Source organism: Paenibacillus sp. J31P316, assembly GCF_056269105.1.
Map to the genome: position 1 here is coordinate 718,846 of NZ_JBWDNI010000002.1, position 22,135 is coordinate 740,980.

20 protein-coding genes and 1 riboswitch are annotated in these 22,135 nt (G+C 54.9%); of the genes, 1 reads left to right on the top strand and 19 read right to left on the bottom strand.

Annotated features, from left to right (window positions below; translation table 11 throughout):
• Positions 1-24 precede the first annotated feature (24 nt).
• The 8 genes from cobT to lepB all read right to left on the bottom strand — a co-directional run bounded on the left by cobT (position 25) and on the right by lepB (position 8,891).
• Entirely contained in the window at positions 25-1,080 is a 1,056-nt protein-coding gene (cobT, locus tag AC0YNU_RS08595; RefSeq protein ID WP_475755257.1) for a nicotinate-nucleotide--dimethylbenzimidazole phosphoribosyltransferase, read from the bottom strand.
• Positions 1,073-1,891, bottom strand: coding sequence for a heme ABC transporter ATP-binding protein (locus tag AC0YNU_RS08600; RefSeq protein ID WP_475755259.1), 819 nt, complete (start codon positions 1,889-1,891; stop codon positions 1,073-1,075). Before AC0YNU_RS08600 ends, cobT begins: the two co-directional genes overlap by 8 nt.
• Complete coding sequence (locus tag AC0YNU_RS08605) at positions 1,888-2,925, bottom strand: FecCD family ABC transporter permease (RefSeq protein ID WP_475755261.1); 1,038 nt, start codon at positions 2,923-2,925, stop codon at positions 1,888-1,890. The genes AC0YNU_RS08600 and AC0YNU_RS08605 overlap by 4 nt, the downstream gene beginning before the upstream one ends.
• Entirely contained in the window at positions 2,926-3,993 is a 1,068-nt protein-coding gene (locus tag AC0YNU_RS08610; protein ID WP_475755263.1) for an ABC transporter substrate-binding protein, read from the bottom strand.
• Between the two features lie 221 nt (positions 3,994-4,214).
• Positions 4,215-4,439: riboswitch (cobalamin riboswitch) on the bottom strand.
• Positions 4,440-4,512: 73 nt separating this feature from the next.
• Complete coding sequence (locus AC0YNU_RS08615; RefSeq protein ID WP_475755265.1) at positions 4,513-6,723, bottom strand: heavy metal translocating P-type ATPase; 2,211 nt, start codon at positions 6,721-6,723, stop codon at positions 4,513-4,515.
• Positions 6,724-6,867: 144 nt separating this feature from the next.
• Complete coding sequence (locus AC0YNU_RS08620) at positions 6,868-7,176, bottom strand: rhodanese-like domain-containing protein (protein ID WP_475755269.1); 309 nt, start codon at positions 7,174-7,176, stop codon at positions 6,868-6,870.
• A 161-nt stretch (positions 7,177-7,337) separates the two neighbouring features.
• A complete protein-coding gene (locus AC0YNU_RS08625) occupies positions 7,338-8,363 on the bottom strand; it encodes a DUF4184 family protein (protein ID WP_475755271.1) in 1,026 nt (341 codons plus the stop codon).
• A 3-nt stretch (positions 8,364-8,366) separates the two neighbouring features.
• Complete coding sequence (gene lepB, locus AC0YNU_RS08630; RefSeq protein ID WP_475755273.1) at positions 8,367-8,891, bottom strand: signal peptidase I; 525 nt, start codon at positions 8,889-8,891, stop codon at positions 8,367-8,369.
• Positions 8,892-9,073: 182 nt separating this feature from the next.
• On the opposite strand from lepB, the gene AC0YNU_RS08635 reads away from it, so the two are divergent.
• Entirely contained in the window at positions 9,074-10,288 is a 1,215-nt protein-coding gene (locus AC0YNU_RS08635; RefSeq protein ID WP_475755275.1) for an MFS transporter, read from the top strand.
• 104 nt (positions 10,289-10,392) lie between these two features.
• Here the strand turns inward: AC0YNU_RS08635 and AC0YNU_RS08640 are convergent, their stop codons facing one another.
• From AC0YNU_RS08640 to recA, 11 genes are all read right to left on the bottom strand, one after another.
• Positions 10,393-10,875, bottom strand: a complete 483-nt coding sequence (locus AC0YNU_RS08640; protein WP_475755277.1) for a YlbF/YmcA family competence regulator — start codon at positions 10,873-10,875, stop codon at positions 10,393-10,395.
• 21 nt (positions 10,876-10,896) lie between these two features.
• Complete coding sequence (miaB, locus tag AC0YNU_RS08645) at positions 10,897-12,495, bottom strand: tRNA (N6-isopentenyl adenosine(37)-C2)-methylthiotransferase MiaB (protein ID WP_475755279.1); 1,599 nt, start codon at positions 12,493-12,495, stop codon at positions 10,897-10,899.
• Positions 12,496-12,664: 169 nt separating this feature from the next.
• Positions 12,665-13,237 (bottom strand): phosphate propanoyltransferase, encoded by a 573-nt coding sequence (locus AC0YNU_RS08650; RefSeq protein WP_475755281.1) that lies wholly within the window; start codon positions 13,235-13,237, stop codon positions 12,665-12,667.
• A 92-nt stretch (positions 13,238-13,329) separates the two neighbouring features.
• Positions 13,330-14,196, bottom strand: coding sequence for a 2-oxoacid:ferredoxin oxidoreductase subunit beta (locus AC0YNU_RS08655; RefSeq protein WP_475755283.1), 867 nt, complete (start codon positions 14,194-14,196; stop codon positions 13,330-13,332).
• A 1-nt stretch (position 14,197) separates the two neighbouring features.
• Positions 14,198-15,937 carry a 2-oxoacid:acceptor oxidoreductase subunit alpha gene (locus AC0YNU_RS08660; protein ID WP_475755285.1) on the bottom strand — a complete coding sequence of 580 codons (1,740 nt, stop codon included), beginning with the start codon at positions 15,935-15,937 and terminating at the stop codon, positions 14,198-14,200.
• A 193-nt stretch (positions 15,938-16,130) separates the two neighbouring features.
• Entirely contained in the window at positions 16,131-17,081 is a 951-nt protein-coding gene (locus tag AC0YNU_RS08665) for a dipeptidase (RefSeq protein ID WP_475755287.1), read from the bottom strand.
• A 99-nt stretch (positions 17,082-17,180) separates the two neighbouring features.
• Positions 17,181-17,441, bottom strand: a complete 261-nt coding sequence (locus tag AC0YNU_RS08670) for a stage V sporulation protein S (protein ID WP_028597363.1) — start codon at positions 17,439-17,441, stop codon at positions 17,181-17,183.
• A 263-nt stretch (positions 17,442-17,704) separates the two neighbouring features.
• On the bottom strand, positions 17,705-18,499 hold the full coding sequence (locus AC0YNU_RS08675; RefSeq protein WP_475755290.1) for a TIGR00282 family metallophosphoesterase: 795 nt from the start codon (positions 18,497-18,499) through the stop codon (positions 17,705-17,707).
• A gap of 77 nt (positions 18,500-18,576) precedes the next feature.
• Complete coding sequence (gene rny, locus AC0YNU_RS08680; RefSeq protein WP_161696882.1) at positions 18,577-20,118, bottom strand: ribonuclease Y; 1,542 nt, start codon at positions 20,116-20,118, stop codon at positions 18,577-18,579.
• A gap of 173 nt (positions 20,119-20,291) precedes the next feature.
• The gene (locus AC0YNU_RS08685) at positions 20,292-20,957 is read right to left on the bottom strand and encodes a RecX family transcriptional regulator (protein WP_475755292.1); all 666 of its coding nucleotides are present in this window, start codon (positions 20,955-20,957) and stop codon (positions 20,292-20,294) included.
• Positions 20,958-21,041: 84 nt separating this feature from the next.
• Positions 21,042-22,100, bottom strand: a complete 1,059-nt coding sequence (gene recA, locus AC0YNU_RS08690; protein WP_475755294.1) for a recombinase RecA — start codon at positions 22,098-22,100, stop codon at positions 21,042-21,044.
• Between the last annotated feature and the right edge of the window lie 35 nt (positions 22,101-22,135).

Consider the following 22,135-nt stretch of genomic DNA (forward strand, 5'->3'; position numbering starts at 1 on the left):
TCTCGTATTAGTTTCCCAATCGACCTACTCCCGCGATACGCCCGCGCTTTCGAAAGTTGCCATTTCCCGCATGACGGCCACGGCCGCATCGACGAAATGAAACGCCAGAACGGCGCCCGTGCCTTCGCCAAGCCGCATATCGAGCTGAATCATAGGCGACAGCCCCAGCTTGCGCAGCAGCTTGGCATGCCCTTGCTCCTGAGACAGATGCGAGCCGACCATGTACGCGGACGCCTTTGGCGCAATCGCGACGGCAGCTAATGCGGCCGCCGAGGAGATGAAGCCGTCGACGACAACGATGCAGCGATTCGCCGCCGCACCGAGAATGACGCCGGCCAGTCCAGCGATTTCCAGTCCGCCGACTTTCGCCAGCGCATCGATGGGATCGGACGCATCCGGTCGATTGCAGTCCAGCGCGCGCTTGACGATTTCCACCTTATGCAGACGGCGTTCTTCATCGATGCCCGTTCCAAGCCCCACCGCTTCGTCTGCCGTCATGCCTCCGAGCACCGTGCAAAGCGCTGCGCTGGCCGTCGTATTGCCGATGCCCATATCTCCCGTCGCGAACATTCGATAGCCATCCGCGGCTAACCGGGACACCAGCTCGAATCCGCCGAGCAAGGCGGCTGTCGCGTCATCCCTTGTCATGGCGGCTTCTCGCGCCATATTCGCGGTTCCCTTGCGCGTCTTGCACGTAATGAGTGCAGCATGCTCCATATCCGCGTTAACGCCCATATCGACGCAAAACACATCGGCACCTGCACCGCGAGCGAGCACGTTCACGGCCGCGCCGCCGGCCAAGAAATTCATGACCATCTGCGGCGTCACCTCCGCGGGGAAGGCACTGACGCCTTCTTCGCATACGCCGTGGTCGCCCGCCATCACGATGACGGCGCGCTTCGAGACATCCGCTGCGATTTCTCCGGTGATGCCCGCGGCTTGCACGGCAATGTCCTCAAGCCGGCCCAGACTGCCCGGAGGCTTAGTCAAACTATTTAGATGCTTTTCCGCCGCCGCCATAGCAGCTTGGTCCAATTCTCCGATGGACTCGATTAATGACATTAACCTTTGTTCATTCATCATTTCGCACCCTTTCATATCTCTGTTCCGATAATGGCGCTTCAGGCCGAAGCAGCAGCTGAGGCACGCCCGTATCCGGATGCGGCAGGACGACAGCGTTCGCGTCGAATACGCGCTTGATCATTTCAGGATTCATAACCTGCTGCGGCGGCCCGAACACTTCGACAGTTCCTTCTCGAAGCACCAGCAGCTTGTCGCAATAATGCGCCGCCAGGTTAAGGTCATGCAGCACGGCTACGACCGTCAACCGGCGCTCCGCCTGCCAGCGCTTGACCGTATCCAGCAGTTGAACCTGATAGCCGATATCCAAATAGGTCGTCGGCTCGTCGAGCAGCAGCAGCTCCGGCTCCTGCGCCATGACCTTCGCCAAGGCGACGCGCTGCCGCTCGCCCCCGCTTAAGCCGTCGACCCGGCGGTTCTCCAGCCCGCGAAGCCCCATGTCCTCCAGTACCCGTTCTATGAATTGTTCGCCTGCATACGGCTCTTCGCCTAACCAATTCTGATAAGGGAATCGCCCCATTCGCACCGCTTCGCGAACCGTGAAACCGACTGCCGGCAAGCCCCCTTGCTGAAGCACGGCCAACTGCTTGGCCAGCTCCTTGCGCTTGTAATCCGAGACGCGCCTGCCTGAGAGCAGCACTTCGCCTGTCGTCGGCTTTTCCGTCCCCGAGAGCAGACGCAGCAGCGTTGATTTGCCAACCCCATTCGGACCGATGATACCGTACATCGCGCCTTTTTCCATCATAAAGTTAATGTCATTAAGTATGTTCCGTCCCGCAAGGGCCAGTGAGACCGCCTTCGCTTCGATCATGCGACTCCTCCCTGCTGCACCTTGTGCCGGTAAAGCAAATACGCAAAGAACGGAGCGCCGATGAATGCCGTCACGATGCCGAGCGATATTTCTTTCGGACTAAGCGCCGTTCTGGCCAGCGTATCTGCCCATACCATATAGAACCCGCCGCCGATCGCGGACAAGGGGACGATGATCCGGTAGTCCGGCCCGACGATCAGACGGATGAGATGCGGTACGACCAGCCCGACGAAACCGACGACGCCGGCGATCGAGACGGCAACCGCCGTCAGGAGCGTGCAAGTAAGAAGGACGATCAGCTTCGTGCGTTCGACGTTGACGCCGAGATGCGCCGCGTGGCGCTCGCCGAAGACGAACAGATTCAAATGCTGGGCATACCGGATCATGACCGGCAGTCCGATAATCAGAAACGGCGTGATCAGCCGCACATGTTCCCAGCTTCGCGCGCTGAGGCTGCCCATCAGCCAAAACATCGCCGCATTGACGACATCCTGAGACATCATGACCATGAACGAGACGACCGCACCCAGGAAAGCTTGCACGATTACCCCCGACAGGATGAGCGTCTCGACGTTCATCCCGCCTCTTGCACGCGATAAGCCGAATACGGCTAACAGCGTAACCATGCCCGTCACGAAGGCGACAAGCGGCACCGTCCATAAGCCGAGCACCGTTTGCAGGCCGAACACGATCATAAAGGCCGCCCCTACGGAGCAGCCCGAAGCGACGCCGAGCGTAAACGGATCGGCGAGCGGATTGCGAAGCACGCCTTGAAAGCCCGCTCCGGCAAGCGCCAAGCAAGCGCCGACCAGCACGCCGAGAATAACGCGCGACAGCCTCAGCTGCGTCACGATGACGATATCCGAAGCATCCCATTTCGTATCGGCATCGGGCATCCATGGCAGTTGATGTATAAGAATGCCCCACACATCCCGCAATGCCAACCCGGCGGATCCGATCGACAAACTAACGACGACAGATGCAAGTAAGAGGAGCATCGCTGCCCCTCCATACAGGAATAGTTTCCTTCGCATTTATTTGAACAGGTCCGGATGCAGCTTGGCCGCGATTTCCAGCAGCCCTTCGGCAAGCCGCGGCCCGACGCGCGTAAGCGGATCTTGGTCGACCTCGAACACCTTTTTACCTTTAATGGCGTTAATCACTTGCCATCCCGGTCGGCTCTCGATCGCTGCGAGGATCGGGTTTTTCTCCCCTTCTTTGACCGTCATCGATGCATAGATGATCGCGTCGGGGTTAGCTTTCACGACCGCCTCCGGATCGATTTCGTACCAGCCCGTCTCCGTCGCGACGTTGGTTCCGCCTGCCAGCGTAATGAGTTCATCGAGGAACTCCCCTTTGCCAACCGTCCATCCCGGCGAGAATTCCAGGTAAACGTTCGGCTTAGGCGCATCCTTAACCGCATTAACCACTTGCATTCTTACTTCTTCCATATGAGCGGCCACTTCGTCCGATGCTTTCGTTTTATCGAGAATCGTCCCGATCTGCTTCACTTTGTCGATAACCGCATCATAGGTCTTTGGATCCGTCGCGTAGACGGGCAGCTTCAACGAGCGAAGTTTGTCGACCACCGCTTGGCTCATCGTGTAAGACGCAAGAACGAGATCCGGTTTGAGCGATACGATCTTCTCGATATCTGCGTTCATGTCGCCGATCTTCGGCTTGTCCGCCGCTTCGCTCGGATAATTCGAGTAGTTGTCCACGGCAACGACCGATTCGCCTGCGCCAAGCGCGTACACGATTTCGGTCTCGCTCGGCACCAGCGTAACGATCCGTTTAGGAGCGGCGTTGAACGTCAGCTCGGTTCCCGTAACGTCCTTGACCGTAAGCGGATAAACGGTAGCCTGGGCCGCATTGCCCGAAGTATCGCCGCTGTCCGCCGCGTTGCCGTTGTCCGCCGAATTATTGGACGCACCAGACGCATTCGCGTCATTAGATGCCTGCGTATTGGAAGTTGTCCCCGCTTCGCCGTTTTCGTTGGCCTTTTTCGAGCCGCAGGCTGTCGTTGCAAGCATGACGGCAACGATCATCAAGGCAAAAAATGATTTCCATGCGATAGATGATTTCTTGTGATTCGTGTTCATGTTTTCTCGCTCCTAATTTCAATATTCTTTCGTGTCCTCTCACTTCTTGCTGCATCCGGACGGGGTTTTAACCCAACAAAAAAAGCATCCCCGACGGTTGTGTCAGAAATGCTCATGTCGCAATGAACAGCGGCCATAACACGTCCTGCCAACCAGGCGGGGATTCATCATTCGAATCGGTGTCAGTGCCAATTTCTAACACTCCCCTAAGTCCTCGTAGGTAGCGTTATCCGTTACAGGCAGGTCTCCTGACTTGGAGCAGATGCATCACGGTCTTCCCGAACGACAGCGCGTCCAGTGACTAGTCATGAGGCATTGCCGGGGCTGCATGAACAGCCTTGGCACTCCTTACAGTGGCGGGTCCGTGCCGGTTTCTCACCGGTCTTCCCTATTAAGCTGAAGCTCGCAGCGACTGCGGTTTCAGCACCTGTAACAACAGCTATGTAATTGTTTCCGAGTAACTATACCACCGTTGACCGAGGTTGTCTACAATAGAAACCGTCATTCTTTCGGGACCGCCTACGTCGATAAAGGCTGATCCAGCTGCCGTCTCATCTGTCCGTTCAGACGCAGCGCATTCCCGACGACCGATACGGAGCTGAGCGCCATCGCCGTGCCGGCCATCCACGGCTCGATGCCGCCAATGGCGGCAAACGGAATGACGACGGCATTGTACAAGAAGGCAAAACCGAGGTTTTGCCGGATGTTGCGCACGGTCAGACGACTAATTAACAGCGCTTCGGAGATGCCCGTCAGCCTCGAACGGAGCAGCGTCATATCGCCGGCGTCAAGCGCAGCCTCCGTCCCTCCGCCCATCGCGATTCCGACGTCCGCTGCCGCTAGCGCCGGCGCATCGTTCCAGCCGTCTCCGGCCATCGCTACCGCAAGCCCTTCATCCTGCAGCCTGCGGATCAAGGCCGCCTTCTGCTCTGGCAGCAAGGAAGCATGTACGTCCTTGATGCCGGTCATCGCCGCCGCTTTCGCCGCTGCGGACGGATGATCGCCCGTGGCCAGAAGCACGCTTACCCCTTCGGCAAGCAAGCCTTCCACTGCTTCCTTGGACGTACGCTTCACGGAATCGGACAGCGAGAAGGCGCCGGCGCATACGCCATCGACGAACGCGTAGATTACCGTTTCGCCCGCTTCCTCTTTCCGTGCGGCGAATCCATGAAGGGAACGGTGGATTCCCCAAGCCCGCTCTGCGGCGAAGGCTGCATTTCCGATCGCGATCGATTTGCCTTCCACGAGCGCTTCAATGCCTTTGCCCGGGTAGGCGTCATAAGAAGTCGAGACCGGTACGACGAGACCGGCTCGCCGGGCGGATTCTCGCATAGCAGCCGCAAACGGATGCTGCGAACGTTCCTCTGCGGCGGCCGCCAGCCGCAGCAGCGCGTTCGGAGCGCCATTGAGAGCGGATATCCCCGTCACCGCCGGCTTGCCCTCTGTTAACGTGCCCGTCTTATCCAATACGATGAGATCAAGCGACGCCAGTCTCTCCAGAGCGCCGGCTTCCTTCAGGACGATGCCGCGCCGAGCGAGCTTGCCCGTAGCCAATACAAGCGAAATCGGTGCCGCGAGCCCAAGCGCGCACGGACAAGCAGCGAGAAGGACGGCCAGCGCATGGATGGATGCCGTCTTCCAATTACCCGGATCGAGCCACAGCAGCCACAGCAGCAGCGTGCTGAACGACAACAGCATCATGACCGGGACGAACACGGCCGACATTCGGTCCACCTTGCGGCCGATGGATGATTTGGTCGCCTGCGCCTGGCGCGTCATCGCCGCGATACGGCTCAGCATCGTATCTCGTCCCGTTGCGACCACCTGCAGCCGCAGCGGCTGGCCTCTGACGGTAGTTCCCGCGTATACATGCTCGCCCGCCGTTCGTTTCACGAGTCCGCTCTCGCCGGTCAGAAACGATTCGTCCAGCGTCGATTCCCCTTCCACGATCAGTCCGTCGGCAGGCAGATGCTCGTTCGATTCGACGATAAGCTGATCCCCGATCCGCAGACGGTCAAGCGGGATTCGTTCCGTCTTGCCGCCCCGCACCACGATGGCCTCCTTCGCCTGCAGCGATGCATAGCCGTCGCCTTCCTTCATGACCCGCTCCGACGCGGCTGCCTCCAGCAGCTTGCCGATCAGCACCGCCGTAATGACGACGGCCGACGTTTCGAAATAGAGCGCGCCTCCCGCCAGCATGGCAGCATAGCTGTATACATACGCGGCCGTCGTGCCGATCGCCACCAGCACATCCATATTGGCCGTTCGTTCGCGAAGTGCGTAATAGGCACCGAAGTAAAACGGCATCCCGATAAAAAACTGCACGATCGAGGCCAGAAGAAGCTGCAGGATCGGATCCTCGATAAAGGACGGTACAGGAATGAAGCTCAGCACCGCATAATGATGCGCCATCGTCCATAACAGCGGCAGCGTAAGGAGGATGCCGACAAATACGCGCAGTTTGAGCGCATCGATCTCCGAACCGCCGCTGCCATCCCGTCCGTGCGGAAAGGCTTGAAAACCGATTTGACTGATTCGCTCGATAATACCGGCAGGCGTGGCCGTTCCGGCATCATACGTAATATAGGCGGACTTCGCCGCGTAATGTACCGACACGGTCGAGACGCCGGACAGCTTGCCGACGGCTCGCTCGATCCTTGTCGCGCATGCGGTGCAGCTCATCCCGTGAATGCGCAGATCGAGCACTTCTTCCTCGCTTTGAGGCTGCATGGCCGCCCTCCTTCGCCTTGCTCGGTCAGCCGGGCCGATACCCCCAAGCTGTCCTACTCTCCACTATATGGCGCCAAGAGATGCCGCATGATACAAAAAAAACACCTTCGCATAGAAATACGAAAGTGCCTTTGTTTGAAACGCTTATTTACCCGTAGCGACCTCGCCCGGCCAGCTGAGCATGCCGCCAAGAACGTTGACGACCTCATAGCCTTGCGCCGATAAATAGTCGCAGGCTTTGCCGCTGCGGTTGCCGCTGCGGCAGACCATGTATAGGGGCTCCTCGAATCCGTTCAATTCGCCCACCCGTTCGACGAAGACGGACAGCGGAATGCTGACTGCTTCTTTAATATGGCCGGATTCCCATTCATCCGGTTCCCGAACGTCGATGACGCTGAGCTTCTCGCCTTCCCGAAGACGGGTTTCCAGTTCGCTTGCCGTGATTTCACCCATTATCCGTTTACCGCTCCTTCTAGCTTCATAATTGCGATTCTACCTAGCATTTTACCTTCCGGAAGCCTGCCATGTCCAGCCGCCGTATCGTTGAGCGCCGCCATAAGCATGCCTTCACGAACGATTTCATAGTCACTGTCGATGTTCGAAGCGCGCGCCGCTTAAAGCGAAGGCGTACGCTTCTTGCCCGCTACCCGCTGCTGCCTGACTCCCGGATCGCCGCCAATTACTTTGCTGCCAAGCAGCAGCAGCGCGGACCAGCACCATAAGTATCCGTTCCACAGCGTTTGGGAATGTCCTTTGGGAGGATGCCCCCAGAACGGCGAGGAATGAAAGGTCTGTTCCGGCATCCATAGATACAGGACGGTGTTGAATGCCATCATAGCAAAGAACGTCAATGCCGCGAGACCCAGCGCCTGGGCCAGCTTGCGTTTCTTGGCAGCCTGATAGAACAGGCAGGCGAAGAAAATTCCGAAGAGCGCGGAGGACAACGGAGCCACGACCAAGTCGCTGACCCAGTAAGTCCGATCCACCGACGACAGCATTTTTCCCGCAAACAAGACGAATCCGAAGACGAAGGCTGCCAGCCATAACAGCATCTTCGTTCCCGAGGCTGACAGCGAAGGTTGCTTTGCTGTCCCGGTCCGCTCGCGCCACCGTATGTACCGATAGACCAGCATGAGGCCCGGAACCCCAAGGCCAATCAACGATAGTCCATATTGCATCAGCTGATAGAGAGGCTCGTCCCTGATTTTCATTTGCAGGAATGGGAACCATTCGGCGAACACGCCGGACGAATGCGTCCAGGCATCCATGAACATATGCGTCCAATACCCGATGAGCAGCGAGACGAGGAAAACCATCCACGCGCGCGCGGTATTCAGACGCCACTCTTCAGACGTCATGTGCTTCGCAAATTGGTCCAAGCCTCCGGCCGCTGGCAGAAATTTCGGCAGCACCGGCTTTACGACGGTGTGAAAGGCAATCGCGAACCCTATGCTGAGCGGCAAACCCTGAAGCAAGAAACCGCGCAGCGAATGCCCGATCGTCTGGTAGGATTCCATCGCCATGAAATATTCCATATCCGGAATCATGCTGCCGAGCACGAGCCCGGTGACGCTCAGCCAATTTGGCGCCATGCGCTTCAGCGGTGCCGAGAACAACGGATGCGAAAAAGTAAACGGCATCGGTTAATCCAACTGGCCGAACTTGCTCAGCGGCCACAGCCGGAACACGGCCCTTCCTTCCAAGCTTGAGATCGCGATCGGACCCAGCATCCGGCTGTCTTGGCTGTTCTCGCGATTGTCGCCCATGACGAATACGGATTTGGCTGGAACGGTGAACGGTACCCGCATGCCGTTGGAGTAAGACAAGCCTTTCACATAGGGTTCTTGAAGCACCTTATCGTTCACCAGCACATGGCCGTCGTTCGTAAAATCGATTACGTCGCCAGGCAATCCGATGACCCGCTTGATGAGCCTCCTGTCGCTTTCGGGCCCGTCGATAATAACGATGTCACCCTGATGCGGCGATTCGAAATGGTAGCTCAGCTTGTCCTCGATAAGCCGCTGACCGTCAACGAGCGTTTTTTGCATCGAAATATTTTTGACCTCGGTTTGCGCAAACGCGTAATTCTGAATGAGAAGCGCCGCCGTAATCGCGATTCCAAGCGTCACGCACCAGTCCCGCAATTCTCGAATCCATGGTTTCTTCATGCTTTCCTACTCCTTCACGATGAGTTCGCTTGTCCAACCTTCATGCTAATGAATACGAATTTACATGCCAATAAGTTTCTCTATCAGGAACGGATTGCTTAAAAAGGATTGCTCTTCCTTTCGGCCTATTATACATTAAGAAAGCTGACATCTTAATTACATTTGGAGGAGTGAAGGTTCCTTTGTCCGCAGAAGCGAATTCCCGCGAGCAATCGGCTTTAATCCCGACGAACCGCTCGGATCATATCATTTTCATCGTCGTTACGCTGCTGTACTGGTCCACGCTTTATGTGTACGTCCCGATCCTGTCCCCGTTCTTGAAAAGCGGCGGATACTCCGATGTCCTGATCGGCATCGTGCTCGGGAGCTACGGATTCGTCCAAATGTTCGTCCGTTTCCCGCTGGGCCTGCTGTCCGATAAGCTGCAGAAGCGAAAGCCGTTTCTCATGCTCGGCATGATCACCGGCACGCTCAGCTGCCTTCTGTTCATGATTCCCGGTTCGTGGATATGGCCGCTGGCGGGACGCATGATGTCGGGCGTGTGCGCCTCCTCATGGGTCGCGTTCACCGTGCTGTACGCCGCCTACTTCGCCTCGTCCGAAGCGACGAAAGCGATGAGCAATATCAGCTTCCTGACGGTATCCGGACAGCTGATCGGCATGATCCTGAGCGGCTGGCTCGCCGATACGTTCAGCTGGAATGCCGCCTTCACGGCCGGAATTTTCATTGGCCTTGCCGGGCTTGGCCTGGCCTTCGCCATCAAGGAACCGAGAGAAGGAGTCGCGCGTGCTCCAATCTCGCTCCGTCACTTGCGGGAGGTTGTTCGGACGCCGTCGCTGCAGCAGGTTTCAATGCTCTCGATACTCGCGCATTGCGTCTTATTCATCACCATGTTCGGCTTCACGCCATTGAAAGCAACGTCGCTCGGCGCATCGAATGGCCAGCTCACGCTCATCGTGATCGCCTTTATGGTTCCGCATGGCCTCGCATCGCTCATCACCGGCCGATGGCTCGTGCCGAGATTTGGAACATGGAACATCATCGGCACAGCGTACTTGCTTAGCGGCATCTTCACGGTTGCAATCGCTTTCGCACCGAATCTGGGTACGCTCGCGCTCACGCAGGTGCTGAACGGCTTCGCGCAGGGCATGCATCTGCCCATTCTGCTGGGGCTTGCCATCCAGCCCTTCGAGTCGTCCAAGCGAGCCACCGCAATGGGCTTCTACCAGGCGATTTATTCCATCGGGATGTTCGCAGGTCCTTTCCTGGCCGGGTTCGTGAATGACATGCTCGGGCGGGATTACGGCTTCTGGCTCGGCGGCGCGTTTGCCGCAGCCGCACTGCTGCTCACATTGATATGGAAACGCGCCGGCGGCCGAACGTCGTCTTCTGCGTAGCACTCATTCCTTTATCTCAACATAAAGCCTAACGTTCTCCTATAGAAAACACCTGCCGAGCGCGCGCATACGCGTCGAATCGGCAGGTGTTTTTTGTTCGCTTATTACATGCACTCTTCCGGATCTTCCGTCTGCGCATCCTCGATCGTGATTTTCTCTGCTACCGTATCCCGAATGACGGAAACGACCGTTTGCAGCAAATAATTGATGTCCGCTTGGCTTTGCTGGAATTCCGTAATGATCGGAATGCCGTCCAGCTCGTCTTGGAGCACTTCGATTTCTTTCTCGATTTTGGCAACCATATCGGCGTTTTTGAAGGTCGTTTCGAAGGCGACGACTTCCTTCTGCTTCTTCTTGATTTGGGCGATCAAGCCCTGAACGCGCTCATTGCCTTGAATTTGCTTCTCGGCGCGCTGGAATTGCTGGACTTCCTCGGAAGTGAAGATCATCGAAGCGAGTTCTTTCGTCTTCGCCATAATGTCGGCGCGCACGATGATATCCTCCGAATTGAATTTCGGTACCGCGCATCCTGCATCATGGTCGTGATCGTGATCGTGGTCATGCTTCAGTTGTTGTTCGTTTGCCATTGTATGTCGCTCCTCTAATCGTTAAGATACCGCTTCTTGTTCGAGTACTTCCATGATCGGTTCGGCCTTGATATACCACGTTTGTACTTCCGTCACGCGCGCCTCGATAAATTGTCCGATCCAGGAAGCTGGACCCGTCATATGTACAAGCTTATTCGTGCGCGTCCGTCCGGCGAGCACCTCCGGATTGTTCTTGCTTTGTCCTTCGATCAGCACTTCGACGGTTTGATCGACCAGCAGCCGATTGCTTCGCAGGCTCTGCTCGGCTACGACTTCGTTCAAGCGCGCCAGACGCGATTTCTTGACGCTCGTCGGAATATTATCTTCCATATCCGCTGCAGGCGTCCCTTCGCGCGGGGAATAAATGAACGTATACGCCGAGGAAAATCCGACTTCCCTCATCAGCGACAGCGTTTCTTCGAACTGCTCATCCGTCTCGCCAGGGAACCCGACAATGATGTCGGTCGTCAACACGACGTCCGGAATGATCAGCTTGATCCTGCCGACAAGCTCCAGGTACAGCTCCCGCGAGTACTTGCGGCTCATCCGCTTCAACACTTCCGTGCTGCCGGACTGTACCGGCAGATGAATATGCTCGACGAGGTTCCCTCTTGTCGCCAACACTTGAATGAGATGATCGTCGAAGTCGCGCGGATGGCTCGTCGTAAACCGGATGCGGGGAATATCGATCTTCGACATATCCGCCATCAGATCCCCGAAACGATAATCGCTGTCTTCGAAGTCTTTGCCATAGGCATTGACATTCTGGCCGAGCAGCGTAATCTCTTTAAAGCCCTGGCGTGCCAGTTCGCGAACCTCCGCGATGACATCCTCCGGTCGCCTGCTCCGCTCCTTGCCTCGCGTATACGGAACGATGCAATAGGTACAGAACTTGTCGCAGCCGTACATGATGTTCACCCAGCCGCGCATGCCTTCGCGCTTCTTAGGCAAATTCTCGATGATGTCGCCTTCCTTGGACCATACTTCCACGACCATCTCTTTGCCGAAGAGCGCATCCTGCAGCAAATACGGGAGCCGGTGGATATTATGCGTACCGAAGATCAGATCGACGAAGCTGTGACGCTGCATGATTCGGCCGACGACCGATTCCTCCTGCGACATGCAGCCGCATACGCCGAGGATAAGATCCGGCTTCTCGAGCTTCAGATGCTTGAGATGCCCGAGCTCGCCGAACACTTTGTCCTCCGCATTCTCGCGAACCGCACAGGTGTTAAGCAGAATAACGTCCGCATCATTGCGATTCTCGGTCGGCAGATAACCCATCTGCTCGAAAATCCCTTTGATCACTTCCGTGTCATGCTCGTTCATCTGACAGCCGTACGTCGTGATGTGATAGGTTTTGCCTATCCCAAGCTGCTGCAGTTCGGGAGGAATCGAGGATTCGTAGTGAACCTGAATCTCTTCCTTGCCCCGGCGTTTCTCGTCTTTGTAGCTTGGCGCTGCATTTATCGTGATATCCCTACCGTTGATCCGGTAGGTCGTTTTGCCATCGGTTTCTTTCAACACTTTCGCACCCGAAAAATCAAAATATTTGGAGAAGTCCTTCTCGGTGCCGCCCACAGCTTCACGTCCCCTCTCTATACGTGTCCATTCCAGCATTATATCAAAATCCACCGCGATTAGAAAGAAAAATGCGCCTCCATTTCCAGCTTAACCGGCGGCATGCGTAAACGGCCGATACTGTGGGCTCGGATGTCCGCCCTATTCCAAAGACTGAAAACCCCTACTCCGGCTACAAGCGGAAATAGGGGTCATGGAGGGCTGTTGGCTAACCGATGATCTCAGCCTCGTCGCCGGTTTTGGCGCCTGCGGCATTCGCTTCGTCGGTATCGATATGCATGTCGAGCGCGAACTCCGGCGATACGCGCGCGATGACGTTTTCCAAGATGACGCCGCGTTCCCCGTGAAGACGAACCGAGAGTCGCTGCTTGTCCGCTATGCCCATGCGCTCCGCGTCGCTTGTATGGAAATGTATATGCCGCGCTGCGACGATGACGCCTTCTTCAATGGCGATCTCGCCGGCAGGTCCTTTAATCGTGATGCCAGCCGATCCGGCGATATCGCCCGACTCGCGTACCGGCGGGTTGATGCCGAGCGTAAACGCATCCGTGCGCGACACCTCCAACTGCGTGCGCTTGCGTACTGGACCCAGAATGCGAACCTTGCCGAAGCTGCCTTTCGGGCCTGTTACTTCCACTGTTTCGTTGGCCGCGTATTGGCCTGGCTGAGATAGCGGCTTGAACACCGTTAACTCGGCGCCTGAACCGAATAAGATCTCTACATGCTCTTGCGCCAAATGAATATGCCGGGCGGATACGCCGACAGGAACCGTAAATGCCATTTGCCCTACCTTCTTTCTCTTCGCTGTCGTAAGAAAGGCATACCGTTCATAATGAACGGTATGCCTGCTCCGAGCTATGGAAGAATATGCGATTATTTAAACTCTGCGACGAGCTTGTCGAACTGCTCTTGCGACAGCGACAGGTCTTGGTTCGCAAGACCGTCCGGCTGGAAGCCGCTGATCATGGACTCGTAAGCTTGACGCTCTTTGTTTTGATAGATCAGGCCGGTAAGCATGCCGTTCGTTTCCATGATCTTGTTCATGGCCGCAATACGGTTGGACGGATCGTAATCCGGGAACTGATCCAGGTTGACGATGTTTTCTTTGAACCAATCGTACGTGTTCACTTTGTTGAACGTGACGCAAGGGCTGAATACGTTGATTAGCGAGAAGCCTTTATGGTTCAAGCCCGCTTCGATCAGCGCCGTCAGCTGCTTCAAGTCGCTGGAGAAGGACTGCGCGATAAACGTTGCGCCGGCCGACATCGCGATTTCGAGCGGAGACAGCGTCGACTCGATAGAGCCTTCAGGCGTCGATTTCGTCTTGAAGCCTTCCGCGCTTCGCGGTGAGGTTTGACCTTTCGTCAAGCCATAGATTTGGTTATCCATGACGATGTACGTCAAGTCGATGTTACGGCGAATCGCGTGGACCGTATGGCCCATGCCGATTGCGAAGCCGTCTCCGTCGCCGCCGGAAGCGATGACCGTCAGCTCGCGGTTGGCCAGCTTCACGCCTTGGGCGATCGGCAGCGCGCGGCCGTGAATGCCGTGCAGGCCGTATGCGTTAATATAACCGGAAATCCGGCCGGAGCATCCAATGCCCGATACGACTGCCAATTTCTCAGGCTCGAGGCCTACATTAGCGGCAGCGCGCTGAATTGCGGCTTGGACGGAGAAATCTCCGCAGCCCGGGCACCAGTTCGGTTTAACGTTATTGCGAAACTCTTTGAATGTCGCCATCTTAGACCAACTCCTTGCATGCTTTGTGCACTTCGGAAGGCAGGAACGGATTGCCGTCGTATTTCAGAACGCTTTTGATTTTGTTCGCATGACCGGCGTGCAGCTTCACTTGGTCAGCCAGCTGTCCCGTTGCGTTGTTTTCGAGCACGACGACTTTAGCTGCGTTGCTCAGGTAAGGCTCTACCAGTTCAGCCGGGAACGGATGAATTTGGCGAATCGTAATATGGTTTGTTTTCAAACCGTCGCTTTCCAAACGAACGCGCGCCTCGTCGATCGTGCCGCCCGTCGAGCCCATGCCGATGATGAGCAGGTCTGCTTCCGCATACGGAGCGTCCGCGCGAACCGCATCGCGGATATACACGCCGTCAAGCTTCGTTAGACGTTTATCCATCATCCGCTTGCGGTTAATCGCGCTTTCGGATGGACGGCCCGTCTCATCGTGCTCGACGCCCGTGACGTGGTGCAAGCCGAATTTATCGCCTGGAATGACGCGCGGGGATACGCCGTCGTCCGTCAGCTCGTAGCGCTTGAACAGTTCATTCGTCTCCAGCGACGGAAGCTCGCTCTCGCGAACAAGCTTGCCGCGGTTGATCGGCATTTTATTGAGATCCAGCGGCTCGCAGGACTGCTTGCCCAGCGAGAGCTGGAGGTCTGTCATTAGAATAACCGGAACCTGATATTGTTCCGAGAGATTGAAAGATTCGATCGTATCGTAGAAGCAATCTTCCAGGCTTGCCGGCGCAATGACGATCTTCGGAATTTCACCGTGCGTGCCGTAAACCATTGCGTTCAAGTCGGATTGTTCTTGTTTGGTCGGCAGGCCTGTCGAAGGGCCGCCGCGCTGCGTGTCTACGATGACGAGCGGCGTTTCCGTCATTCCCGCAAGGCCGATAGCTTCCATCATAAGCGACAGACCAGGACCCGCGGATGCGGTCATCGTACGAACGCCGGCATAGTTGGCGCCGATCGCCATTGTCACTGCCGCGATTTCGTCTTCCGTTTGAACGACGGTGCCGCCGAACTTCGGAAGCTTCTTAATCAAATATTCCATGATCTCGGATGCCGGCGTAATCGGATACGCGGACATGAGGCGGCAGCCGCCTGCTACGGCTCCGAGGCCGATCGCTTCGTTACCGATCATGAACAGCTTTTGCTTGCCGTCGGCCGGCTCAAGCTGGAACTCTTCCAGCGGTCCGCCCGCAAGCTCGAGCACGAAGTCGGAGCCGCGTTTGACTGCCTCGATATTTTTCTCGACGATCGCAGCGCCTTTGCGGCCGAACTCTTCTTCAACGGCTTTATTGAAAACATCGACCGGCAGACCAAGGAGCGCCCAAGAAGCACCGGACGCCACCATGTTTTTCATGAGCGAAGTACCCAGGTCCTCTGCGATCGAAGTAATTGGTACTGGAAATAGACGAGCATTAATGCCTTCCGGAAGAACCGGGTTAAACTTGGCGTCAGCTACGACCACGCCGCCCGCACGTAATTCATGTGCGTTCAAATCGATGCTTTCTTGGTCAAATGCGACCAAAATATCAAGATCGTCCGAAATGGCAAGCTTCGGCTGCGTGCTGATTCTAATTTTATTGTTCGTGTGACCGCCTTTAATCCGCGATGAAAAGTGGCGGTACCCATACAAGTAATAGCCAAGACGGTTAAGCGCTGTCGAGAAAATACGGTCGGTACTTTCAACGCCTTCCCCTTGTTGTCCCCCGATTTTCCAAGACAATTGACTAATCAAAATGCCCATCTCCTCTTTTGAATAAACCTGCAATATTTTCGACAACATTAAACAAGTGATCCAACATTCCTATCATATAATCAAATAAATTTTATGTCTCTAAGTACTAAAATGCAAGCTGTTCCAGCGATTTTCTCGAATAGTTCTTTTCGATTATACCCATATCGCAGCGAGATTGTTAAGAAATTATTGATCAATGCGGCAGATGCTTCGCCAGAAAATCAAGTGCATTCGTTTCAAAAAACGCTCTCACCTGCTCTTCCGGATAGCGCACTAGGAGCGCATCCTGCAGCTGATGCAGCTCGCCTGGATGCGTCAGCCCCTCCACATGATGGTCGATGCCATCGAAATCCGAACCGAACATCAGCTGGTTCAAGCCGCCAAACTCGCAAATCCGCTCTACGTGACGCAGCACGTCAGCAATCCCGGCAGGAACGCGCGACGATACGAACTGCGGCACGAACGTGACGCCGATCAGTCCTCCGCCAGCCAGCAGCGCTTTGATTTGCTCGTCCTCCAAATTGCGCGGATGCGGACAAATGAAGCGGCTGTTGGAGTGGGATGCGATAATCGGCTTCGTCGACACCTGCAGCATATCCCAGAAAGCGCGGTCGCTCAGATGGGACACATCCAATAGTATACCCAATCTATTACATTCTTCTACGAAGGCGCGGCCTTTTTTTGTTAAACCGCCTCCTCGCGTCTCCAGAACGCCGTCCGCAGCCCAATTTGCATTGTTCCAAGTCAGCCCGGCCGCACGCACGCCGAGGGCGAACAGGATACGCACCATCGCAGGGTCGCCCTGGAGGCCGTCTGCGCCCTCGAGAGACAGCATGGCTCCGATGACCCCGGACTGCCGGCGGAGTGCCAGGATATCCCTTGAGGTGCGTATAAAGGCCATTTCAGGATTAGTGAGCACCTTGCGATAGAATAAATCGATCGTCTGCAGGATCGGAACCATCGTTTTATCCATTCGCTCCGGTACATAGATGGCAAAGGTCTGAAGTATCGCATCTGCCTGCTTCAATCTTGGCAGCGTAACGTCAAGATTGCGGTGATCGTCGCTGTGGAACGTAAGCGCCGGATTCTCAAGCAGCTTCCACAAGACATCGCAGTGAAAATCTACCTTACGCAAGTTTCCCACGGCTTATCAGCCTCCGCCCGAAGTTTTTCCCCATGCAAAAAAACCTGCCTACGACGTAAACAGGTCTAATTCCTTACATGCCGCTTCTTGATCCCGGTTCTATCTGGGTTCGACGATGAGCTTGATGGCCGTTCGGTCTTCTCCATCGATGACAATGTCCGTAAATGCCGGGATGCAAATGAGGTCTACCCCGCTCGGTGCGACGAAACCCCGTGCAATCGCAACCGCCTTTACCGCTTGATTCAACGCACCAGCCCCGATTGCTTGCAATTCAGCCGCTCCGCGCTCACGCAATACGCCAGCAAGAGCTCCTGCAACAGAATTTGGATTGGACTTTGCTGAAACTTTTAAGACATCCATGAAAGTGACCTCCTCGGGAATGATGGATGAATACCGCTATTAAGATAGTATTCGAGAGAGAACAAATAATTCCTTCTTTCTTGCGCTATGTTGGCGAAATCTTCTGAATTGCAAGAATTTTCATAGAGCAAGAAATGAACGACGCGCTTTGCTTTCGTATCCGGAATGTATTTCTCCCTTGATACTATTAGACATAAACGAGGATAGGCTAAACTTGCTTCGACGTACGAATGAGAATAGGCCGGAAATAAAAAAAACGGCTGCTACATGAGCAGCCATTCCGTTTCCGTCAGCCTGATTTTTTGAATTTTTTTCGCTTTGCCCGTCGCATCGTCGATTTCAACCGATATGCCGTGCAAATGCCAATTGCCTTCGTCAACCACGAACCGTACGGGCAGCTGGGTCAAGAACTTATGAAGTACTGGCCCCCGCTCCATTCCGAGCACGCCATCCATCGGACCGACCATGCCGACGTCCGTAATATAAGCTGTTCCATTCGGTAAAATCCGATCGTCATTCGTCTGCACATGCGTATGGGTTCCGAGCACGATCGACGCTTTCCCATCCAAATGCCAGCCCATGGCAATTTTCTCCGAAGTGGCTTCCGCGTGAAAATCGACGAGGATATTTTTCGTTTGCTGCTGGTAATGCTCGATCAGCTCATCCGCGTACCGAAATGGACAGTCGATCGGCGGCAGGAATGTGCGGCCCTGCAGATTGATTATGGCCAGCTCTTTTCCATTGGCTTTGATGACGGTCGCGCCTTGACCCGGCGCTTCCGGCGCAAAGTTAGCCGGCCGAACGATGCGCGGCTGATCGTCGATCCACTCGAAAATGTCCTTGTTGTCCCACGTATGGTTCCCCATCGTAATGCCATGCACGCCGGCTTCCAGCAGTTCCTTTACGATCGCTGACGTAATGCCTCTTCCTGCCGCGGCATTCTCGCCATTTGCGATAATGATATGCGGGTTGTATTTCGATTTCAGTGCCGGAAGCACTTTCTTGACCGCCGTGCGGCCCACGTTGCCTACGATATCGCCAATGAATAATACGTTCATGCTCTTCCTAACCTTTCTGTTTAGACGAGAAAAGTGGCTGACAAGCAGCCACTTTTCTCGTGTTGATTGCTATGCTGTTATTTGGCATATTCGACGGCCCGCGTCTCGCGGATGACCGTCACTTTAATATGACCCGGATAATCGAGCTCGCTCTCGATTTTCTTCGTAATGTCGCGCGCTAGGCGGAATGCTTCCGTATCGTCGATTTTGTCCGGTTGAACCATGACGCGAACCTCGCGTCCGGCTTGGATGGCGTAAGATTTCTCGACGCCTTCGAACGATTCCGAAATGCCTTCCAGCTTCTCCAGGCGTTTGATATACGTCTCGAGTGTCTCTCTTCTTGCCCCTGGACGTGCAGCCGATAATGCATCCGCTGCGCCGACCAGCATGGCGATAACCGAAGTTGCCTCGCAGTCGCCGTGGTGAGAAGCGATACTGTTGATGACAACCGGATGCTCTTTGTATTTCTTCGCCAGCTCGACGCCGATCTCGACATGCGACCCTTCCACTTCGTGGTCAAGCGCTTTGCCGATATCGTGCAGTAATCCTGCTCTTCTTGCCAGCGTAATGTCTTCGCCCAGCTCGGCAGCCATTAGACCGGTCAAATACGCGACTTCCATGGAATGCTTCAGCACATTCTGTCCATAGCTGGTACGGTATTTCAAACGGCCAAGAATTTTGATCAAGTCCGGGTGTAAACCGTGTACACCGACCTCATACGTCGCCTGCTCTCCGTATTCACGGATGCGCTCGTCCACTTCCTTACGAGATTTCTCGACCATTTCCTCGATCCGCGCAGGATGGATACGTCCATCCGCGACGAGCTTCTCGAGGGAAGTGCGGGCAATTTCGCGACGAATAGGATCGAAACCGGACAAGATGACCGCTTCCGGTGTATCGTCGATGATGAGATCGATACCGGTCAACGTCTCCAGTGCACGGATGTTGCGGCCTTCGCGGCCGATAATGCGGCCTTTCATTTCTTCGTTCGGCAGCGCGACGACGGATACCGTCGTTTCTGCCACATGATCCGCTGCGCAGCGTTGAATAGCAAGCGAGATAATATCACGAGCTTTCTTATCCGCTTCTTCTTTCGCCTGCGACTCGATCTCTTTGATCATTTGCGCTGTTTCATGACGAACCTCTTGTTCAACGTTGGTCAGGATGACTTGCTTCGCATCCTCCATCGTCAAGTTCGAAATCCGTTCCAGTTCATGAAGCTGCTGCTTGTAGAGTGAATCGATCTGCTCTTGTGTTTCCTCGATCCGCTTCTCTTTGTTGGCTACTTGTTCTTCTTTGCGTTCCAGCGCTTCTATTTTTTTATCCAACGACTCTTCTTTTTGAATCAGTCGTCTTTCAAGACGCTGTACCTCATTGCGACGTTCGCGAATATCTCTCTCAGCCTCGGTACGGAGCTTGTGGACTTCATCTTTCGCTTCGAGAACCGTTTCTTTCTTAAGCGCTTCCGCATCTTTCCTCGCATTGTCAACGATCTGACTAGCGGCCTGCTCGGCGCTTGAAATTTTGGCCTCGGCGATCGATTTTCGAATAAAATAACCGACACCAAAGAAAATTGCACCAACAACGAGAGCGATCAGGATAGTTGCCCAGATTGGCATTATCTCACCTCCTCGTTGTTCACCTAAGCAAACGCTTGGGACAGTATTTGGTTTTCCAGCCGGTTTTTAACGTGCATGCTTAATTTGACGAAAATAATCGTTTTGAATCAATTTTTGGAAGGAAAATCGATTCTAGAAGAAAGAATACAAACTCATTTTATCTTTTGTGAAAATCAATTGTCAAGCATCAGCCTATCTTCGTCTTCCAGCTCCCCTTCGGCTGCTGCTTTCACAGCATCTCGGACGATCGAAGAAGGGAAGCCTCTGCGCAGCAAGAAGACCGCCAGCTTCTGCTTTCTCTCACGCTCTTCTCCTTTTATAGAGGGCCATTTCTTCATCGCGGCACGAACCGCCATCTCCGTCTCCGATTCCGGACTCAGTTTCGCTGCGGCCTCCTTGGCCGTATCCCGATTGATGCCGCGCTGAAGCAATTCCTGCTGCAGGAGGCGCCTCCCCTTCAGCTGCGTACGCATCCGCTGTGCGGCAAAAAGCTCCGCATATTGCGGGTCATTGACGAGACCTTCCTTCCGCAGCCGTTCGATCGCTATCTGGGCCGACCGCTCGTCCAGTTCTTTCTTAGACAAGTATCGGGTGATTTCCTTTTCCGTCCGCTGTCTCGCCCCCAAATACGCAAGCGCCAAAATGTAGGCGCGATGATGACTATCTTCCAACACGATTTGCTTCAATTCTTCGGCGTCGATTTCCCGCCCTTTCAGCAGTCGAAATTTGATTAATAGATCCTCATGCACGTCCGTAAACGGTTCCTTCGCATCATTGACATACAAAAAATACCGCTGCTTCTTCTTCGAATCCTGTTCTACGCTAGTAATCGTCAGCAAACTTGTTCAACTCCCTTATAAAAAAGAAAAGCACCTTCACAGGTGCTTAACGTTATGCAATAGTCGATGCCATGCAAACCGATGTTATTCGATATCGAGTTCCAATTCGTCCTCGGTACCTTCGTCCTCGCTGAACGCAGTGCCTGCTGTCGCCGCGGCTGCAACGTTGCTGACTTCGCGAATTTGTTGCTCGATAACGCCAGAAATGTCTTTGCGTTCCTTCAGGAACTGCTTCGCATTCTCACGGCCTTGTCCCAGACGCTCCCCGTTAAAGGAGAACCAGGCACCGCTCTTCTGGATAATATCGTGCTCGACGCCGATATCAACGATGCTGCCTTCTTTCGAAATGCCTTCGCCGTACATGATATCAACTTCCGCCTGCTTAAACGGAGGCGCAACCTTATTCTTCACGACTTTAATCCGTGTCCGGTTACCGACCACGTCATTGCCTTGTTTAATCGATTCGATCCGACGAACGTCAAGACGTACCGAGGAATAGAATTTCAAAGCGCGGCCGCCTGGCGTCGTCTCCGGATTACCGAACATAACGCCGACTTTCTCACGCAATTGGTTGATGAAGATCGCGATCGTCTTCGATTTGCTGATCGCACCGGAAAGTTTACGCAGAGCTTGAGACATCAGACGAGCTTGAAGACCGACGTGAGAATCGCCCATGTCGCCTTCGATCTCGGCCTTAGGCACGAGCGCTGCAACGGAGTCGACGACAACGATGTCGACCGCGCCGCTGCGTACGAGCGCTTCGGCGATTTCAAGCGCTTGCTCGCCTGTATCCGGCTGTGACAGCAAGAGCTCATCGATATTGACGCCTAGTTTGCTTGCATACGATGGGTCAAGCGCATGCTCAGCATCGATGAAAGCAGCTTGTCCCCCTGCGCGCTGTACTTCGGCGATCGCATGCAGCGCTACAGTCGTTTTACCGGAAGATTCCGGTCCGTATACTTCGATGACGCGGCCGCGTGGGAAGCCGCCGATTCCAAGTGCGATATCCAACGCAAGCGCACCGCTGGATACGACTTCCACTTGCATATGTGTCGATTCTCCGAGTTTCATGATGGAGCCTTTACCAAATTGCTTCTCTATTTGACGCAGAGCCATTTCAAGCGCAGCTTTACGATCCGCCAACGAACTCACATCCCTCATAATTTATATTCTCATGA

Excerpts from the sequence above, each read along its gene's own strand:
- cobT (WP_475755257.1), bottom strand. The coding sequence starts at position 1,080 with ATGAATGAACAAAGGTTAATGTCATTAATCGAGTCCATCGGAGAATTG.
- AC0YNU_RS08600 (WP_475755259.1), bottom strand. The coding sequence starts at position 1,891 with ATGATCGAAGCGAAGGCGGTCTCACTGGCCCTTGCGGGACGGAACATA.
- AC0YNU_RS08605 (WP_475755261.1), bottom strand. The coding sequence starts at position 2,925 with ATGCGAAGGAAACTATTCCTGTATGGAGGGGCAGCGATGCTCCTCTTA.
- AC0YNU_RS08610 (WP_475755263.1), bottom strand. The coding sequence starts at position 3,993 with ATGAACACGAATCACAAGAAATCATCTATCGCATGGAAATCATTTTTT.
- AC0YNU_RS08615 (WP_475755265.1), bottom strand. The coding sequence starts at position 6,723 with ATGCAGCCTCAAAGCGAGGAAGAAGTGCTCGATCTGCGCATTCACGGG.
- AC0YNU_RS08620 (WP_475755269.1), bottom strand. The coding sequence starts at position 7,176 with ATGGGTGAAATCACGGCAAGCGAACTGGAAACCCGTCTTCGGGAAGGC.
- AC0YNU_RS08625 (WP_475755271.1), bottom strand. The coding sequence starts at position 8,363 with ATGCCGTTTACTTTTTCGCATCCGTTGTTCTCGGCACCGCTGAAGCGC.
- lepB (WP_475755273.1), bottom strand. The coding sequence starts at position 8,891 with ATGAAGAAACCATGGATTCGAGAATTGCGGGACTGGTGCGTGACGCTT.
- AC0YNU_RS08640 (WP_475755277.1), bottom strand. The coding sequence starts at position 10,875 with ATGGCAAACGAACAACAACTGAAGCATGACCACGATCACGATCACGAC.
- miaB (WP_475755279.1), bottom strand. The coding sequence starts at position 12,495 with ATGCTGGAATGGACACGTATAGAGAGGGGACGTGAAGCTGTGGGCGGC.
- AC0YNU_RS08650 (WP_475755281.1), bottom strand. The coding sequence starts at position 13,237 with ATGGCATTTACGGTTCCTGTCGGCGTATCCGCCCGGCATATTCATTTG.
- AC0YNU_RS08655 (WP_475755283.1), bottom strand. The coding sequence starts at position 14,196 with ATGGCGACATTCAAAGAGTTTCGCAATAACGTTAAACCGAACTGGTGC.
- AC0YNU_RS08670 (WP_028597363.1), bottom strand. The coding sequence starts at position 17,441 with ATGGATGTCTTAAAAGTTTCAGCAAAGTCCAATCCAAATTCTGTTGCA.
- AC0YNU_RS08675 (WP_475755290.1), bottom strand. The coding sequence starts at position 18,499 with ATGAACGTATTATTCATTGGCGATATCGTAGGCAACGTGGGCCGCACG.
- rny (WP_161696882.1), bottom strand. The coding sequence starts at position 20,118 with ATGCCAATCTGGGCAACTATCCTGATCGCTCTCGTTGTTGGTGCAATT.